Origin of the sequence: Clostridium sp. KNHs205, from assembly GCF_000702945.1 — a bacterium.
Lineage (GTDB): Bacteria > Bacillota > Clostridia > Lachnospirales > Lachnospiraceae > Anaerocolumna.
The window spans coordinates 1,971,915-1,989,697 of record NZ_JNLE01000003.1; the positions used below are offsets into that span (position 1 = coordinate 1,971,915).

Here is a 17,783-nt window from a genome sequence, read left to right on the forward strand (position 1 = left end):
GGGGACGGCAATTGGCATAAAACAGAAAGACTCATACTTCAATTCCAAGGCATAAGAAGTTCTAATTCTCTGAATATTTTGTGCTGGACATATTATAAAACTGATAACTCGCTGCGCTCAGACAATCAGCTTTATAATATAGCACAAAATTTCCAGAGAAAAGAACTTCTAATGCCTTTCCATAGGCGTATTCGTTCTTTCTATTTTATGCAAATTGCCTGTGCTCCTATTGACGTTAGACTTTGCTTATTTAATAATAAAGTTATTTGTTATACATCATATCTGGATAATATTGACGTTAGGCTTTGCTTATTTAATAATAGGCTCTGTCACAACATATGGTTGAAAAACGATATGATTTTAGCAGGGCATAAAATGCTCTGCTAAATTGGCTTTTTTATATAAATAAGACGAACTTTTTATCAATATGTACAATGTCGTGTAACCTTTGCTATTACTTATTTTTATAATATTTCAACTGTAGCCATATTATGTTCTATACTATTCAAACAATAACCACATAGAAGATACATTAGGAGAAATTATTCTTCCATCCCAAGGACCAGTAATCCCTAACTCCTTTGGTGTAATTTTTTGATAGCCACCTTCCATTCCTTGTATCTCAATATTGTATTGTTCATCAATTGATATAATAGCAGATAAAGGTTCACTATGTAAGACAATATCTTTTAGAGATGGATATTTTTCGTGAATTTCACTGGAATAGCAAAAATGTTCAAATTCTGGACCAAACCATTTATAAGATATTGCGTTAAGGGTAAAATAATAAGTTTTGTTAATTTTTTCTATTGAATCTGTATGGTCGTGACCATTAACACAAAGTAATATTTTCTTCCCATTAGCTGTTGCTTGATTAATGATACTTTGTACTTCTTCTCGGTTTGATACACCACGTTTTCTAAAGCTGTTTTCTAAGCTGTGATGCGAAAATATAACTATAGGTAGCAAGCTTTCTGAAATTTCTCGCTGTAGCCAAATTAATTCAAAATCGGGTATTGATGGATATATACCATCTTTTACTTCATAATTACGCTTATGATATACTTCAAATTCATTACCGTATCGAATAAAAGCTGCATCAAGCACTATAAACTTTATATTTCCACATTCAAATGAATAGTATGAGTGTTCCATACCAAGCCAATTTATAACATCTTTTTTAGTATACAGGTCAGTATCATGATTGCCTATTACGTGGTGATGTGGCTTTTCAAAATCATTAAATATTGATAGCAATTCTTCATTCTTATGGTATGGATGACAGAAATCCCCAAGCTCAATTATAAAATCTACCTCTGCTTCACGTGCCCTTGTTATAAAACTATTTAATCTTTCTAACCCATCTGGAATAACATCATGATGTAAATCTGTAAAAACTGCAAATTTTATACTGCTCATTAGATTACCTAACTCCTTTTAATATTCAGATTACATAAGTAATTTTTACTTCGCTAATTAAAACGATTAAGACATCTTAAATACTACTCTAGTCAATAATAATTTTATTGCAATTATTACATCTATAACTTTTTATTTTGGATTTCTAAGATAATACTTTCCACCCAATACTGTATACTTTTCAATTATTTTCAGTTTCTTATTATGCCACTTAAATGAATATTTTCAACTATCAATAAAACCTTGTATTAGGTTAGAATTACAATAAGGACATACCAATATTCCATAAAACTTCCGACTATTTTATTTCCTTCACATAAATCTACAATTCTGATTTAATTATATTGTTATTATATAATGTACATTTCTAAAATACTACCGTAATTCAATATATTTACTTAATCAATGGAACAGCCGGTCGTTTTGCTAATTCCCTACATTTAACCATTGCTAATGCTGACAGGGCTGTTCTCAAAAGAGTATTCATTTTATCATTTATTGAACTACTATTGATATTGATACAATTATTCCATGTAGGATAATTGTTAAGGTATTTTGAAAGACTCTTTATTAAGATTAAATATCTGCTACGGTTGCCATTCAAACTACTCCTTCCATATCTTTACGCTATTATTATAACACATAATTTGGAAGTAATCAGACGATTGTTCGATTTATCAACCTTATGTTATGACAGAGCCTAATAATAATATTAAGACATTTGGGATAAAAGAAAATTATATCAATAGATTTATTATTTGATAGTGCTTATAATAATATGTTCTTTTGTGTTTAGTGATTGGTCACTTTAAACTTTTAAGAAGTTGTTCCCTTTCTTATTTTTATTAGAAGAACCTGTTTACACAAAATTTTACACTATCGGTCTACTCTCTATAGTATCTTCATCAACCAATTGATTTAATGTATTATATCAATTGATGCTCTTTAAGATAGGTCTTATAAGCATTGGCCAGGAAGGTGGAAGCACCTTCACCATATATTCTGTCGGTAGCTTCTCTGACAGCCTTGTCAGTGGTAAAGCCTTCTAATAGAAGATTCCAGTAATTATCACCCATGTCTATTCCGTTTAAGGTAACATTCATTAAGTCCATCAATTCATTTACGATACTCTGTATTTCTGTTGAAGCAGGGTCTTTCCTCATGTCAGAAGTCAATTTTTTATGGAGTTCCGTATTTTTAGCTACATAATCTTTAGATGAATCCATAAGTGAATTCATTCTGTCCATCGTACCTTTGAAGTCTTTCAGATTTTGTTTCATCGCTTGTGTATATTTCTCAATACTGCCATATTGCTTTATTGCCAATTGACCGATTTCTGATTCCTTTTCTTTCATGGTCTCAAACATCTCATTGAACTTTTCCATGCTGCCCCAGTAAGTTACAATCTCATCTAAGTGGGTTTCTTTAAAATCCTCCAGAGCAGAAAAATAGTCCGTCATATCGAATTCCTTAAAGCTCATATCCTTTTCTCCTTTCAAAAGCCTGTCGATTAAACCAAGCAGGTTACCAAGTCTGTCAGCCTTAGCCTGTATAAGCTTTCGTTGATCCCTTAAAGCGTTTAGCCTGTCAAACTGTGGATTTTGCATTATTGCTTTTATATCCTTTAAAGGAAAGTCCAGTTCTTTGAAAAACAATATCTGTTGAAGGGTCTCCAGAGATGCCTTATTATAGAGCCTGTATCCGGCGGCTGTAGTATCAGATGGTTTTAACAGACCGATTTCATCATAATACTGCAAAGTACGAACACTTACTCCTGTAAGGTCAGAGACCTGTTTTACTGTCATCATGGCGGTACCTCCATAATCAGAGATTATATTTAGGTTGGTTGCTTATATATTTATAGGTTAAGTGGTAACAGCTGTTTTATTTCTTCTAATCTCTGTAATAAACATACACTATCACGTTGGGTGATAGTCAATAGATAATTTCAATATTTCAATATTTTTTATGCCATATTTAAAATGAATATATATGTAGTATTTTTAGGTCTTAATTATCTGTTTTTTTCTTTTCAATCTGCATTATAAATTTAAGTGCAAATACCTTGCTTTTATATGATTTCAGATTTATTGTAAAAAACTAAGACATTACATAGGTTTTCACACTTTGAAAAACTAAAACCATGATTATATAGGGGGTTATGTTGTAAAAACTAAAACCATTATTACATAGAATTCAGGTTGCAAAAGACTAAAATCGTAATTACATAGGATTCAGGTTGCAAAAAACTAAAACCATGATTATATAAGGATTCCGGTTGCAAAAAACTAAGACCATGATTATATAAGGATTCCGGTCGCAAAAAACTAAGACCATGATTATATAAGGATTCCGGTTGTAAAAAGCTAAGACCATGATTATATAAGGATTCCGGTTGTAAAAAACTAAGACCATGATTATATAAGGATTCAGTTTGTAAAAAACTAAAACCATGATTATATAAGGATTCAGTTTGTAAAAAACTAAAACCATGATTATATAAGGATTCAGTTTGTAAAAAACTAAAACCATGATTATATAAGGATTCAGTTTGTAAAAAACTAAAACCATCATTACATAATGATTTCAGGTTGTAAAAAACTAAAACCATGATTACATAAGGTTTCAGATTGCAAAAACATAAAAAACCCTGCTTTCATATGATTTCAGGTGAATTGCAAAAGAGAGAAAGAACGAATGTGCCTATGGAGAGGTATTAGAAGTCCTTTTCTCTGGAGATTTTGTGCTATCATGTAAAACAGATTGTTTGAGCGTAGCGAGTTATCTGTTTTACATGATGTCAAGCACAAAATCTTCAGAGAATTAGGACTTCTTATACCTCGGAATCGAAGCATGAGTTCTTTCTCTCTTTTGCAATTCACCGTCCCATTGAGAAAAACTGTTCTTTTCTAATCTGAGCTTCAAAGCATAAAAAAGAGACAGATTTTAATCAATCTGTCTCTTCCTGTATATATATTACCACAAAATCTCGATTTTTTCAAGTCTTGTAATAGATTGGAAGCTGCCCTATAATGAGATACCATCTTGGAAGGAGGATTATTTATGGAGGACAATTTATTTGAATTAATGCAGCTTAAAAAGCAGGAAGCCGAAATAACGGCACTTCTGGCAGTTAATGAAAAAACAGAAAGCTTCGGCCTGTCTTTATCCTATGAAGAGGCTAAGGAATTGGTGGTATTGAGAAATGACAGTCTTAAGAACACTCAGAGGGTGGAATTCGGGGAAGGTATTCTTCCAAAACTCATATACCACTTCTGTGATTCCCAGTATATTACACAGGATAATTACATGCAGACGCTGACAGATCTCCAGGATATCTTTTATCAGTTTAAGAATGAATCGGAGGATAATCTCACTGATGATGAACTGTTTACCTTTATGAAAGAGCAGTTTGAAGAGGTATGTACCGGTGACTTAGAATATCTTGCCGGTACTTGTCTGGAGAAATTCACAGAAGCTATCAGGGCAGGTTACCGAGGTTATAAACAGACTGGCGGCAGCGGAGAATTCAGCCAGTTCGACGATGTAACACGTTGGGACAGGGAGTTATATCTGGAGGTCTTAAAAGAAATCTTTTGGGATTAATGGGAGGCTATATGGATATGGATTATACCATGGAAGAACTTCTGCCCTTAGTGGAGAAGCTTACCTTTCAATTCACCTCGGGAGACAGCAGTTCCGTGACCTATGAGACTGCCAGAATGCTGATGGAAGCAATTCTCTATTGCATCGAGGAGTATGAAAGGGAAGGGAATGCATTCAGTGTCAGAAGCGAGAATAGACAGGAAGCTGCTTATGTATATAAGCTGGGATATGAGGCAGTAAGAGAGAAGGTATATAAAGCGAAAGAGTTATATGAGAATATTCTCAAAGATTTTAAGGATTTCGGTTTAAGAAATTTAAAAGAAACCTTTCTGGATGGAATGCCTGCTTTTTTCATTCATTATGATCCGAAATTCAAGCCCCAGGACCATTTATTAACCTTGGATTATCCAACGGTAGGTGCCATTGGTAATCTTAATGGGATTGATGCCATATATCAATATTTATGCAATATCAAACTTGAGAATGAGTTCTTACTGGTATTTCCTCCTGAGAACGTGGCAAGACGGTTAGAAAGGCTTATGCCTGACTACCAGGAAGCATATTATGATAATATTTGTGACGCAGTGCTCTTAACGGTAATAGGCTGTTATGCCGCAGATAAATCCATAGGTGGGCTTGACTTAAGGGAAGAGGATATGAGTGCAGTGAGGGAATATTTTGAAGGCGATGATATGGAAGCTGCAGAAGGAAAGATTCAGCATATTATAACGGTTCTTTTTCAGCAGGTTTTTTCTGATAGGGAAGAAATGAAAGTTTATTTTATGCAGGGTAGCAAAAACTATGCAATCAGAATTATGAATGGTATCCAAAATAATTCACTTTGCGGAGTATTTGGGTTGTATAATCAGTTTGGTTAAGAAAAGTTTTTGAAGTTTTAATCAGATAAAGTATGAGTAAGAAGGTTCTTAGCTGTCTGAAGAAAGCTAAGAACTTTCTTTTATTATGAATCCTTTATCTAACATTCTATCTACATTCTATGTAACATTCTATGCAAATTTCTATCTACCGTCTATGTAACATTCTATGTAAATTCTATCTACCGTCTATTTACAGTCTATGTAAATTTCTATCTACCGTCTATGTAACATTCTATGTAAATTTCTATCTATCGTCTATGTAACATTCTATCTACTTTCTATTAACAGTTAATCTATGATATAAGTATTTTACTATAAGAATTCTTTGGGAGGATTGTCAATGACATAGCCACTTCACGGATACAATTTTAAGAAAAATTATTATTTGCTGCATGCAAGTGCTACAAGCCTGACAATAGGTATATTATACAATTTAAGCAAAATTATTATTTGCTTGGGACAACATTATAAAAAGGTCTTATTTGTCTATAATATTAGCCAGAAAGTAATATACGACCGGTACTAAGATTGCAGGAAGAAGATTACCAACCCGTACTTTCTTACCAAGTAACAGATTAAGCCCCACACAAAAAATTAATACAGATCCAATGCAGGATAAATAACCGATTAGAGTTTCATTCATATAACCGGAGATCAGAGCCGCACACAGAGTAATTGAACCCTGATAGAGCAATAAAGGAACTGCAGAGAACATAACACCGATACCAAGAGAAGAGGCAAATACCATAACAATAATAAAATCCAACAGGGCTTTGGCAAAAAGTGTGGTGTAATCTCCCGTAAGACCATCTTTGATGGAGCCCACAACTGCCATAGCACCAACACAGATAACCAGCGTGGAGGTTACGAACCCCTCAACAAAACTGTTGTCACCGGAGGCTTTAAAGAGGCCTTTTAATTTGTTGCCCAGGTTCTCCATACGGTTTTCCAGGTTTAATGCTTCTCCGATAAAACCACCGATAACCAGTGATACAACCAACAGCATGGTATTGGCAGTTTCAAAACTGCCCTTATCCGTTAGTTTCAAAAGACCTGCCATGGCACCACCCAAACCGATAAATAAAGTTGCCGTACCACAGGCTTGCATTAGTATTTCATGAAATCTTTGCTTTAAACCATTTTTGATCAAAAGCCCTACGCCGCTTCCAAGGATAACTGCTAAAAAGTTTACGATGGTACCTAAGCCTCTCATGTTTTTCTCCTTTGTCCTTTAAATATCACAATTCTAACACAAACCCGTTGGAAATGAAATTAATAATTCTTATTTGATTGAAGAAATTGGCAGTGCCTATTAATATTTTTTTCTTGCGCATTAAAATAGAATTTTGTATAATATAACTGCGTTAATAGTAGCATTCCCGAATACTGTCACTTCAGTGGCGGATGGTTCTGCGGGGATGCTTTTCTTTCATTAGATACCTTTAGAGGAATTATAATATGAAATGGATAAATGTTAGCAAAGAACAATTAGAATTTGAAAGTTATAATAGCCTTATCGTATTAAGCAGGATGAAGCTTATATCTGCTGCTGTTGTTTTACTTTCCTTTCTGTTCATTTATTTTGACTGGACAGTGGTAAGGATAGGGACGGACAAAGTGTACCAGGTTACTTTAATTTCCATGCATTTAATTTGTCTGCTTGCTTCTGTAATATTTCTTATATTCTATAAGCCTATTGTAAAACATACAAAGGACGGCAAAGGTTTCATATACACGATACCTAAGGTATATTTTTTCCTGTATGTTCTTGTAGGAGCCCTATCTTCCGTCAACAGCCAGCGTTACACAGGAAATATATATTCTTATATCATTCTCTCTCTAATAGCCGGAGCGGTTCTTACATTGAAACCTCTGGTAATGGTTTTATCCTATCTTATTAGTCATGCGATATTTCTATACGGCATCAGCCTGCTCAACGACGACGCAGGACAAGCTCTTACAAAGCAGTTCAATGCAACAATTATGATTGCCACTTCCCTGTTTATGAGTATAATGTTTTACCAGCACCGAATGAAAGAATTTTTTACGAAGAAGAAGCTGAAAGAAAATGAAGAGAACTTTAAAAAGCTGTTCTACTCCAATCCCTACCCGGTGTTCATTACCAGACTGGAGGATGGCAAAGTTATCAAAGCCAGCAAAAGGGCTATAAGTCTTATGGGTCTGACCGAAGATGAGACGAAAGGGTATAACAGCATAAACTGGTATATTCAGGAGGATAACAGATTATCTCTTTTGGAAGAACTAAAAAGTAATAATTCCGTTTATAACCGCATTGTTGCCTATGATTTTAAAGGTAAACGTATGTGGGTAACTGCTAATTATGAATTAATAGATTATCATGGTGAAAAATGTATACTTACGGGTATTATGGATATCACTGAAATACACCGGGTGGAGGAAGAACTTTCACGTCAGGCCTCAACAGATGTACTGACAGGGATCATGAACCGCAGAATGGGAATGATTAAGCTGGAAGAACTTATGGAAACAGGTAAAACGGGCTTTGTGGAGTTTGTCCTGTGTTTTGTGGATATCAACGATTTAAAGAAGATTAATGACAGCTTGGGACATGGTGAAGGTGACAGATATCTTATGACCTTTTGTGATCAGACGAAGGAGAAGATCGGGGAGAAGGACCTGTTCTTTCGAATGGGAGGAGATGAATTTATTATCGTCTTTTTAAACAAATCCTTATCTCAGGCAGAAATGTTATGGAACAAACTGATAGAGCACCTTGGAACTTTTGAGATATCTGCCAGCCATGGTATGGCTTATTATAGCTCCGGTATGGAATTTGAGCTGGAGGATATCATTGAAAGAGCAGATAAGAGAATGTATGTAGAGAAGTTAAAATACAGAAAAGAGAACTAAAATACACCAAAAGGAGAATGGTATGGAAGAAAATAAGCAGGATTTTACCACAATTGATGAGTATATTAGGTTATACCCGGCGGAGGTACAGGAGAAGCTTACTGCACTCAGAGAGCTGATACATTCGGCAGCACCTGAGGCTACGGAAGCCATAAGCTGGAGAATGCCAACCTTTAGGCTCCATGGTAATCTGGTGCATTTTGCGGTTTTTAAGAAACATATTGGTTTCTATCCCGGGGAGAGCGGCATCAGGGTATTTGAAGACAGGATGAAGGATTATAAAAGTTCAAAAGGAGCCGTTCAGTTTCCTTTAGATAAGCCGCTTCCGTTAAATCTGGTAGAGGAGATTGTACTTTACCGGGTAAAAGAAAATACAGAGCTTGCCTTAAGTAAAAAGAAAAATAAATAATGCTTGACAAAACAGTTATAAGAAGTATAATTTGCTAGTCAGTTACCGTTACAAATACAAAGCAATGTAATATTAAATACAGGAAGTCAATAACATGAACAGAAAACCCATCAGATTAAATTTTGTATATTATTTTGCAGGTACCCTGCTGTCAGCATTTTTAATAGCAATTATATTGGAAAGCTTAAGCCGGACATCCCTTTTTAAGGCCCTTTATTTTCTATGGCAGGAACCGCTTTTATTCTTTTTAAATTTATCTATTATACTGCTCACTTTATCGGTAACTCTTTTTACGGCAAAAAGAAGATTCTTTTTCTCTATCGTTGCTGGAGCCTGGATCATTTTGGGAATAGTCAACAGGATTATACAGTGTTTTCGCCTGACTCCCATTTCAGCCATGGATTTCTATCAGGTGAAAGAAGCTTTAAGAAACCTGCCAATGTATATGAACACCTTTAATATATTACTACTGGTTGTCCTTGTTCCGGCAGTGGTTTTTCTGATTGTTATACTGTGGAAGAAAATCAAATCCCAGAAAAGATTGGTGGCAGTTCCTGTAAGTCTTTTGATCTTTTCAGTTTTACTTCTTGGAATTATTACCTTTACTGCTACCAGGACAAAAGTGTTGCAGAATGAATTTGATAATCTTCACGATGCATATTTTCAGTATGGCTTTACCTACTGCTTTACCAACAGTATCTTCGAAAGAGGTATTGATAAACCTTCCGATTACTCAGCAAAACGTATGGAGGAGATTACGGATGAATTAGTGAATGCAGCTGATGTACTATATACAGGGGATAAAGCTCAGGCTGATAGTCCCAATATTATTATGGTACAGCTGGAGTCCTTTTTTGATGTGAATTATTTGAAGCACTATACTTTTTCTGAGAATCCGCTGCCTAATTTTACGGCTTTAAAAGAGAATTACACATCCGGTTTTCTGACTGTTCCAGTATATGGTGCAGGTACAGTCAATACGGAATTTGAGGTTATTACAGGGATGAGTATGGAGTATTTTGGAACCGGTGAATATCCCTACAGAACTATCCTTAAGTCTGAAACCTGTGAAAGCGTTCCCTATAACCTGAACAGAGAAGGATACCGCAGTTATGTAATTCACAACAATTCCGCGTCCTTTTACGACCGCAAGGATGTATTTCCCAGACTTGGCTTTGATAACTTTGATTCCATAGAATTTATGAGCGGCTTATCTTATAATCAGCTTGGTTGGGCCAAGGACAGTGTGTTAACCGGTGAAATATTAAAGGCACTGAAAGCAGAGGAGGACAGGAATTACATATACACTATTTCTGTACAGCCGCACGGAATCTATCCCGATAACAAACCGGAGGTACCTTACCGGATTCAGGTGACACCAGAATCAGAGGCACCTTATCCGACTGCTGCTTATACTTCACTTGAGGCTTATGTAAACAGCATGGAATACTATATAAATCAGCTTTATGAGACGGACCAGTTTGTTGGAGAGCTTACCAAAGCGCTAATGGCTTATGAGGAACCTACTGTAGTTGTATTTTACGGTGACCACCTGCCTCCTCTGTCACTGGAACAAAAGGATATTACAAATGACAGACATCAGACTGAGTATGTACTGTGGAGTAATTTTAAGCTTGATAAGGCAGATAAGAATCTTACCGCTTATCAATTAAGTGCATATGTGCTGGACAGGCTGGGAATGGATAAAGGAATTTTAACCCAATTTCATCAGAAAGCTTCTGCTAAGGAAGATTATAAGGAAGAACTTAAGCTTCTCCAATATGACCTTTTATATGGCAAGAAATATGTATTTGACAAAAGTAACCCCAATGAAGTAAAAGATATGAGTATGGGAATCACACAACCTGAGATTACAGAAGTAACCAGGCAGGGAGATAAGCTTCTTATAACCGGCTCCGGTTTTACCGAATCCAGTGCTGTTGTGGTAAACGGCAAAAAGTACGAAACGGAGTATATAAGCGATGGAAAGCTGAGTATTTCTGATAAATTAGAAGAAGATTGCAACATCTATATAGAACAATTGGCAGGAAGTAAGGTGGCACTTGGGAAAAGCAAGGTCTTTCGTTATCTTTCAGTCAAAGAATAAATATAAAAAGGTATGCCGTATAATTACCGCAATATTCATTTCTATTATGAGAATGATACATTGTGGCTGCAGCATACCTTTTTTATGAAATTCTTCAGGGGGTTTATAACTTCTTGTGCCGAGTCTGGTATCCAGAAGGGATACAAGAAAGCTTCAAACAAACCCTGGATTTTATATGAGATAATAATTAAAACCAAAAACATCTATATCAGCTTACATACCACCACCGGATAAGAGCTCAGGATTCAGCATACCAAAAATCATAGCAATATGTGCAACTACTAAAAATATACTAACAAAAATAGCATGCAGCTTTAGCTTATCGCTTTCACTTTTCTTCTTTCCTACAATTCCGGTTTCCAGAAGAAAAAGACCACCAAAAGGAATAACACCGGATAAATAAAACAATACGGCGATAACGTCAAAGGGACCGCGCCAGGTGCCCGAAGTGGTCAGCGGGATAACTGCCTGGAATAACAGGTAAAGGAATATACCTGTAAAATAAATACCGGCAAAAATACCCGTAAACTTATTGATTCTCTTAGAAGTACCGGTAAAATTTCTGGAGTACAAAATGATGAACTCAGTGATAGCGAGTGTTTCCGCACATATTACCGGAATGGCCATAAAAATGATGAGCTGCCAGGGCTGATGTGATGCCAGCAATTCCATATAATGAGTTGCATTTCCCATATAGATGAATCTCCTTTGATTATTAAGATAGAACTGTTATAACAAAGGAATATGTATTTAATATGGAGAAATTTATAGTTTTCAGAATTATAAAGGAGTTATTCCATATAATCCTTGAGAGGCTTTTTAAGAAGCTGGCGGAGCAGGCATAACCGACTTTATGTACTAAAAAATAATGCATTTAGCGGTGTTTTATAACTAAACTTGCTTCAGAAGCCAATTTATTACAAAAAGATGAAAAAAGTATTGTAAGTTTTACAATGAGAACTTATAATATTGGATAATAATGAGGAAGATTAATTTAACATCAGATGGAGCAGGTATAACATTTGAGAAAAGAGGTCGTCATGGTAGGTACGAGAGATGAGGCGGACAGATTATTTTATAAAAGTCTGGAGGAATTAGAATCCCATCACCTGGAGGAAGCTGTTAAGAGCTGTATGGAAGCAATTAACGGTTACGAGGAACTGGGAGAATACTTCTGGTGTGCCAGAAGCCAGAACCTTCTTGGCGTAATTTACGGTGCCATGGATAATGAAACCATGGCTGTTGACTGTTATCTGAATGGTATAGAATATTGCACGAAACATCAGGTAAAAGGACTGCTCCATCTCTTTTACTGTAATATCGGAAACAGATATATGGAACTGGGGGATACGGACAAAGCATTAGAGTTTTTTATCAAAGGGAAAGAGGATCTGCTTGAGAACGGAAAAGAACTTTACGAACTATATGAGAAATGGCTTGTAGTAAATGATCTGAATCTGGGGGGAGCTTATTTTAAGCTGGGTGAGTTAAAGGAAGCGGAGGAGAATCTGCTGTCAGCCTTGGAAACAGCAGAAAAGACAAAAGATGATACCTACCTTTTTACCATTATGTGCTGCCTGTCTAAGCTATATATGGCAAGAGGTTCAGAGGAATATGTCAGGGAAAACCTGCAGACCATGATGGAGTTTGTTCAGCTAAAAGCAGCACCGGTCAATGATTTTATGCAGGATATGATCAATTTTACCTTTATATTGAGAAATCTGAAGGAACATGAGCTGTGGAAGAAATGTCTGGAGATATTTGACCAGTTATCAAAGGAAGTCAAGTCTCCTACAGTTATGCTTCAGGCAGTGGAATTCTGGCTGGATTACTACGAAGACCGTGGGATGCAGAAGGAACATGATAATATGTGCATCCGCCATACCAAACTATATCTGGAGTTAAAAAAATTCATCAACCAGGATAAAATTATGGCTCTGAATGCGAAACTGGAACTGCATCAGGCAGAGGATGATATAAAAGCAACCAAAAGAAAACTGGAAAAGGATAATGTAACAGGGCTTAAAAACCGTTATGCATTGCAGCAGCATGGTGTGAAGAAACTGGAACTGGCGCAAAAAACTGGAACCATGATTGCAGTAGGTGTCCTGGATATAGATCATTTTAAAGAATTAAATGACAGTTACGGGCATTTAAAAGGGGATAAGGCACTAAAGCAAGTAGGTAAAATTCTTAAAAACTGTCTGGACGGATATGGGGAGGTATATCGTTACGGCGGCGATGAATTCGTATTAATTATCCCAAATGGCACCTTAGAGGTAGCTGAGAAGCTGGCTAAGAAAATTCAAAGCAGTGTTATCAGCAGTCATATTCCGAACAAAACTTCTCCTATTAACGGTGAACTTACGGTTTCTATAGGAATCTGCTGCTGTATCCCTTCTGAAACGGACAGGCTGGAGGATGTTTTTGATATAGCAGATGGTATTTTATATCAGGTTAAGAACAATGGCAGGAATAATTACGGGATAAAGTATATGCCAACAAAATAAAAAATAACCGGTACCTTTCTTTACCATGGCAGGAAAGGTACCGGTTATTTCATTATAATGCTGGTGCAAGGCTCTGAATCGTTATTTTAAATAGATAATACTGCTATTCCATTGTGTTCCGTTATACTCAGAGAAGAACAATTCTTTGCCGGTAGGACCAAAGGCAGTAACAGCGTTTTCAGTATCTACAGCTATCTGAGTGGAGGTTCCGGTCAGAACATCGTATACATAAAGGCCTTTTGCGGAAGAACCGTTAACGTCTGCCTGAAGATTATAAGCAATTAATCTCTGATCCGGTGACCAGGAAACGCCGCCAAGTTCTGTTCCTTCAGCAATGGTTTTTTGATTGCTGCCATCTGTATCGGAAAGCAGTAAGCTTTGTTTGGAGCCGTTGTATTGAACGACAAGCATCTGATTTTTATCAGGTGAAGGAATGATGTCAGATACACTTTTAAGCTCTAAGCTGGATTTTTCTTTGGTAGCAGTGTTATATACTTTCAGGGTTTCATCTGAACTGGTATTATAATAAATTTTATCGTTTATCCTATCAACAAGAAACAGGGACTCCTCTTCAAGGCCTTTTACTACGCTGATTTCTCCGGAAGCAGTTGCTGTATAGGCACCTCCGATATAAGCAGCTCCGATAACTTCATTATCTGTCCATTTTGCGCTCATAGCTCCTGCAATACTTTCATTCTGAAGAACGAAGGTCTTAAGGGTATCCATATTCATTACAAAAAAAGCGGGATCACCTAAGGTGTATTCGGTATATAACAGGTGCTTTTTATCGGCTGACAGAACACCACCGCTTAAGTTGGTGTCTTTTTGCTCTTTTAATAATTTGTATTCTTTGGTAGTAAGGTTATAAAGGTACAGGCTTTTCGGATAGGAATCAGATAGTTCTGCCAGGCTCAATTTGCCAAGTGATTCATTATCCTTTGATACAATAACAGTTTCTTTATCGAGCCAGTCTGTAATATTGATATTTTCATATCGGTCGATTTTATCTACGGTTACCGCAGGTGTTTCTTCTTTTGTGCCATTATCAATAACAGTTATACTCTTACCGGGTTCCTTGATGGTTACCTTGCTGTTGTCCTCACTCTTTCCACACCCAGTGAAAGTTATTACTAATGCTGCAACTAAAATAGAACTAATAAATTTTGAATTTTTCATATTTCCTCCATTCCGCCGCTCGCAGCGGCACACAATCCGGCAAAAGAAGCGATTGCTTCTTTTAGAGTAAAAGTACTTTTCTCTTACTCATTACCTCCTTGATATAGATATCCTACCAAGTATTTGTATCCATAAGATATACAGATGTATCTAAATTGTAAACAAATGTATCAACTCTGTTAAATCCTATGACTTTATGAAGGTCTGCTGTATAACAAAGCTGCAGGCACCAAAGATATTCAATTTCAAACACACTCTAAGGAAGAGATATCGGAAATGTAACACGAAAACTGGTTTCATCTGCGCTTGTATTGACTAAAGCAATATTGCCGCCAAGCAATTCAGCATGCTCTTTTGCAAGAGACAATCCCAGGCCGGCACCGCCATTTTGCCTGGCTCTGTTCTTATCTACTGTATAAAAAGGTTCAAAGATTTTCTCGGCAGCTTCCTTTGGAATTCCTGCTCCGGTGTTGGTAATTTCTATTATAACCTGATCTGCAGCTTTATAGCTTTTTATCTGGATGCTGCCATTTGTTCTATTATATTTAATAGCATTATCCACCAGATTTACCAGGACAATAGTCAGGCTGTCCTTATCTGCTTCCACATAGGCTTCTGTAAGGTCAAGGTCCAAACGGAGTCCAAACTTATCAATTTTACCCTGAACACTGGCAACTACGGACAACAGCATATGACGTATATCCGTTGGCTCTTTGTTGAGTTCAAATTCGTATTTATCAAGAGCAGCTAATTTCAGAACCTTTTCCACCATATCATATAAGCGTTCGGTCTCACTCTTGATATTTAGCCTGGCGGTACTAAGAAGCTCCTCATCATCCGGATACATCTCAAGGAGATCAATATAAGCTTTAATAGAAGTCAGAGGGGTCTTGAATTCATGGGTAACGCTGCCGATAAATTGTTTCTGCTGTTTATCCAGCATAGATAACTTATTAACAGCAAGGGTCAATTTCTTCTGCTCCTCTTCCATGTTCTCAATGTTCTTCCTGATCTTCTGACTCATTTTCTGAATACCGGTACTCAGTCTGCCGATTTCATCTCTGCGGGAAAGGGGTGAGGTTTCATAATCTCCTTCCCCAATCCGTTCTACGGTCTTTACCAGCCGAATGATCCCATTGGCAAAAATATTAAAATAAAAGTATGCAAATAAAAAGCTAAGCAGAAAAACCGTACCGCCGATATAAATAAACATTTTCTGTATCTGATTATAGAAATGCTGGTTGTCTGTAAGGGAATAATAGAATTGTATCACACCGGCCTGTTCGTTATAGGTTTTTAAGGGAGACAGATAATAGAGTGAATCCTTTTCTATCATATAAGCGGTTTTATTATTCAGAGCGTATGCAAGAGCAGTTTTCATATTTTCAGTATCCGTAAAGGACAGCTTCTTATTAACTGCCAGGCCGTCTTTGTCATATAAGATAACCTGCTGACCACTGATTAAGGTAAGCTGGTCTGCAAAATCCTTCCCCTTATTGTGCAGAAAACTTTGAGTGTCCTTATTGGATTCTGCAAGAATCGTCTGAAGAAAATAAGTATTTGCGGTTTCTGTAAGCCTTGCTAAATACTGCTCGTATTGTCCCTGCTGGTTGGTTTTGATTCCTCTTAATACTAACAGGCTTAGAAGGAAAACCGTAAACAGCAAAAGTGCTGCCAGGAATATACTGAATTTAATCTTTATACTGGTTCTCACCGTAACCCCCTATACTTTTATAACCTATGCCGTGAACGGTCTGAATGACATCAGAGTATTCAGTTCCTAATTTTTTACGTAACCGCTGAACATGGATATCCACCGTACGGGTACCGCCGAAGTATTCCATTCCCCATACCAGATCCAGAAGCTGTTCTCTTGAATAGACTCTGTCAGGGCTTGATAATAACAAGGCCAGGAGGTCATATTCTTTTGGTGTCAGATCCAGTAAATGCTCTCCTGCGTATGCGGTTCTATTCCCCGTATGAAGTTTGACATGGCCAACCTGTATATTAGCAGTGTCTTTTTTCTCACCGGCAGTCTGCATCCGGCGAAGGAGGGATTTCAGCCTTGCAAGGAGCTCTCTCATGTCAAAAGGTTTGGTCATATAATCATCAGCTCCAAGCTCAAGGCCTAATATTTTATTTACAATGTCTTCTTTGGCAGTAAGCATGATCACACCTTTATTTCCTTTGTCCGGCAGTTTTTTTAAGATATCGTAACCATCCATACCAGGCAGCATGACATCAAGAATAAGGGCATCCGGATTAAAAGCCTTAAGTCTTTCAAGGGCCTCGTCACCCTGGTAAACGGCTTCTGTTATATAACCTTCTCTCTTAAGGGCATATACAATGGCGTCAGAGATTTTCTTTTCGTCTTCAATTACCATGATCTTTTCATTCATTGCCTCACCATCCAATCTATAGCATATTTGATAGCATTTAATTTTCCTTATGGAAATAAACAGAGAATACTGTAATAGCTTTATCTTATGTTATATCCTAGTATAAGTCAATTATACCTGGGGAAAACATCATGGTAAACCCATGAAGATTATCTTTGGGAAATATTCGATGTGAATGGTGTAAATATATAAATTTTCCTAAGGGTAAGCCAATTACCTCTGCTTATTTATAAGTAATTTCCTTCCTGGGTTTACTGTATGTAAAACCTGGTTTGTAATCGTTTTATAAGATCGCAGATTCTACAGCAGAAAAAGTTAAAAAAATAATAAAAAAACTTTTACAATGTAACATATGTTACGGAAATTATTTCACTATCCTGTTATGAT

13 protein-coding genes are annotated in these 17,783 nt (G+C 36.5%); 6 read left to right on the plus strand and 7 right to left on the minus strand.

Annotation, left to right across the window (positions count from 1 at the left end; all coding sequences use genetic code 11):
* Positions 1 to 501 precede the first annotated feature (501 nt).
* Together BR73_RS0108330 and BR73_RS0108335 are read right to left on the minus strand one after the other, a co-directional pair.
* Positions 502 to 1,419 carry a metallophosphoesterase gene (locus tag BR73_RS0108330; RefSeq protein WP_033165156.1) on the minus strand — a complete coding sequence of 306 codons (918 nt, stop codon included), beginning with the start codon at positions 1,417 to 1,419 and terminating at the stop codon, positions 502 to 504.
* Positions 1,420 to 2,345: 926 nt separating this feature from the next.
* Positions 2,346 to 3,227, minus strand: coding sequence for a MerR family transcriptional regulator (locus BR73_RS0108335; RefSeq protein ID WP_033165157.1), 882 nt, complete (start codon positions 3,225 to 3,227; stop codon positions 2,346 to 2,348).
* A 1,255-nt stretch (positions 3,228 to 4,482) separates the two neighbouring features.
* Here BR73_RS0108335 and BR73_RS0108340 point away from each other — a divergent pair.
* Positions 4,483 to 5,025 (plus strand): DUF6323 family protein, encoded by a 543-nt coding sequence (locus tag BR73_RS0108340; protein WP_033165158.1) that lies wholly within the window; start codon positions 4,483 to 4,485, stop codon positions 5,023 to 5,025.
* Between the two features lie 11 nt (positions 5,026 to 5,036).
* Positions 5,037 to 5,903, plus strand: coding sequence for a DUF6179 domain-containing protein (locus tag BR73_RS0108345; RefSeq protein WP_156034650.1), 867 nt, complete (start codon positions 5,037 to 5,039; stop codon positions 5,901 to 5,903).
* Positions 5,904 to 6,381: 478 nt separating this feature from the next.
* Here BR73_RS0108345 and BR73_RS0108350 read toward each other — a convergent pair whose 3' ends face one another.
* Complete coding sequence (locus BR73_RS0108350; protein ID WP_033165159.1) at positions 6,382 to 7,116, minus strand: DUF554 domain-containing protein; 735 nt, start codon at positions 7,114 to 7,116, stop codon at positions 6,382 to 6,384.
* Between the two features lie 245 nt (positions 7,117 to 7,361).
* Between BR73_RS0108350 and BR73_RS0108355 the strand changes: the two genes are divergently transcribed.
* The 3 genes from BR73_RS0108355 to BR73_RS0108365 all read left to right on the plus strand — a co-directional run bounded on the left by BR73_RS0108355 (position 7,362) and on the right by BR73_RS0108365 (position 11,311).
* Entirely contained in the window at positions 7,362 to 8,795 is a 1,434-nt protein-coding gene (locus BR73_RS0108355; RefSeq protein WP_033165160.1) for a diguanylate cyclase, read from the plus strand.
* A 22-nt stretch (positions 8,796 to 8,817) separates the two neighbouring features.
* Positions 8,818 to 9,204, plus strand: coding sequence for a DUF1801 domain-containing protein (locus BR73_RS0108360; protein WP_033165161.1), 387 nt, complete (start codon positions 8,818 to 8,820; stop codon positions 9,202 to 9,204).
* A gap of 94 nt (positions 9,205 to 9,298) precedes the next feature.
* Positions 9,299 to 11,311, plus strand: a complete 2,013-nt coding sequence (locus tag BR73_RS0108365) for an LTA synthase family protein (protein WP_051685061.1) — start codon at positions 9,299 to 9,301, stop codon at positions 11,309 to 11,311.
* 213 nt (positions 11,312 to 11,524) lie between these two features.
* Here BR73_RS0108365 and BR73_RS0108375 read toward each other — a convergent pair whose 3' ends face one another.
* Positions 11,525 to 12,004, minus strand: a complete 480-nt coding sequence (locus tag BR73_RS0108375) for a DUF6803 family protein (protein WP_033165163.1) — start codon at positions 12,002 to 12,004, stop codon at positions 11,525 to 11,527.
* Between the two features lie 347 nt (positions 12,005 to 12,351).
* Between BR73_RS0108375 and BR73_RS0108380 the strand changes: the two genes are divergently transcribed.
* Positions 12,352 to 13,821, plus strand: a complete 1,470-nt coding sequence (locus tag BR73_RS0108380; RefSeq protein WP_033165164.1) for a tetratricopeptide repeat-containing diguanylate cyclase — start codon at positions 12,352 to 12,354, stop codon at positions 13,819 to 13,821.
* An 81-nt stretch (positions 13,822 to 13,902) separates the two neighbouring features.
* On the opposite strand, the gene BR73_RS0108385 is transcribed toward BR73_RS0108380, so the two are convergent.
* The 3 genes from BR73_RS0108385 to BR73_RS0108395 form a co-directional block, all read right to left on the minus strand.
* Positions 13,903 to 14,997 carry a hypothetical protein gene (locus BR73_RS0108385; RefSeq protein WP_033165165.1) on the minus strand — a complete coding sequence of 365 codons (1,095 nt, stop codon included), beginning with the start codon at positions 14,995 to 14,997 and terminating at the stop codon, positions 13,903 to 13,905.
* 256 nt (positions 14,998 to 15,253) lie between these two features.
* The gene (locus tag BR73_RS0108390; protein ID WP_033165166.1) at positions 15,254 to 16,711 is read right to left on the minus strand and encodes a HAMP domain-containing sensor histidine kinase; all 1,458 of its coding nucleotides are present in this window, start codon (positions 16,709 to 16,711) and stop codon (positions 15,254 to 15,256) included.
* Positions 16,689 to 17,396, minus strand: coding sequence for a response regulator transcription factor (locus tag BR73_RS0108395; RefSeq protein ID WP_033165167.1), 708 nt, complete (start codon positions 17,394 to 17,396; stop codon positions 16,689 to 16,691). Before BR73_RS0108395 ends, BR73_RS0108390 begins: the two co-directional genes overlap by 23 nt.
* Positions 17,397 to 17,783 lie beyond the last annotated feature (387 nt).

Coding starts and splice junctions, on each gene's coding strand:
- BR73_RS0108365 (WP_051685061.1), top strand. CDS start 9,299: ATGAACAGAAAACCCATCAGATTAAATTTTGTATATTATTTTGCAGGT.
- BR73_RS0108355 (WP_033165160.1), top strand. CDS start 7,362: ATGAAATGGATAAATGTTAGCAAAGAACAATTAGAATTTGAAAGTTAT.
- BR73_RS0108360 (WP_033165161.1), top strand. CDS start 8,818: ATGGAAGAAAATAAGCAGGATTTTACCACAATTGATGAGTATATTAGG.
- BR73_RS0108395 (WP_033165167.1), bottom strand. CDS start 17,396: ATGAATGAAAAGATCATGGTAATTGAAGACGAAAAGAAAATCTCTGAC.
- BR73_RS0108380 (WP_033165164.1), top strand. CDS start 12,352: ATGGTAGGTACGAGAGATGAGGCGGACAGATTATTTTATAAAAGTCTG.
- BR73_RS0108340 (WP_033165158.1), top strand. CDS start 4,483: ATGGAGGACAATTTATTTGAATTAATGCAGCTTAAAAAGCAGGAAGCC.
- BR73_RS0108330 (WP_033165156.1), bottom strand. CDS start 1,419: ATGAGCAGTATAAAATTTGCAGTTTTTACAGATTTACATCATGATGTT.
- BR73_RS0108385 (WP_033165165.1), bottom strand. CDS start 14,997: ATGAAAAATTCAAAATTTATTAGTTCTATTTTAGTTGCAGCATTAGTA.
- BR73_RS0108345 (WP_156034650.1), top strand. CDS start 5,037: ATGGATATGGATTATACCATGGAAGAACTTCTGCCCTTAGTGGAGAAG.
- BR73_RS0108350 (WP_033165159.1), bottom strand. CDS start 7,116: ATGAGAGGCTTAGGTACCATCGTAAACTTTTTAGCAGTTATCCTTGGA.
- BR73_RS0108335 (WP_033165157.1), bottom strand. CDS start 3,227: ATGATGACAGTAAAACAGGTCTCTGACCTTACAGGAGTAAGTGTTCGT.
- BR73_RS0108375 (WP_033165163.1), bottom strand. CDS start 12,004: ATGGGAAATGCAACTCATTATATGGAATTGCTGGCATCACATCAGCCC.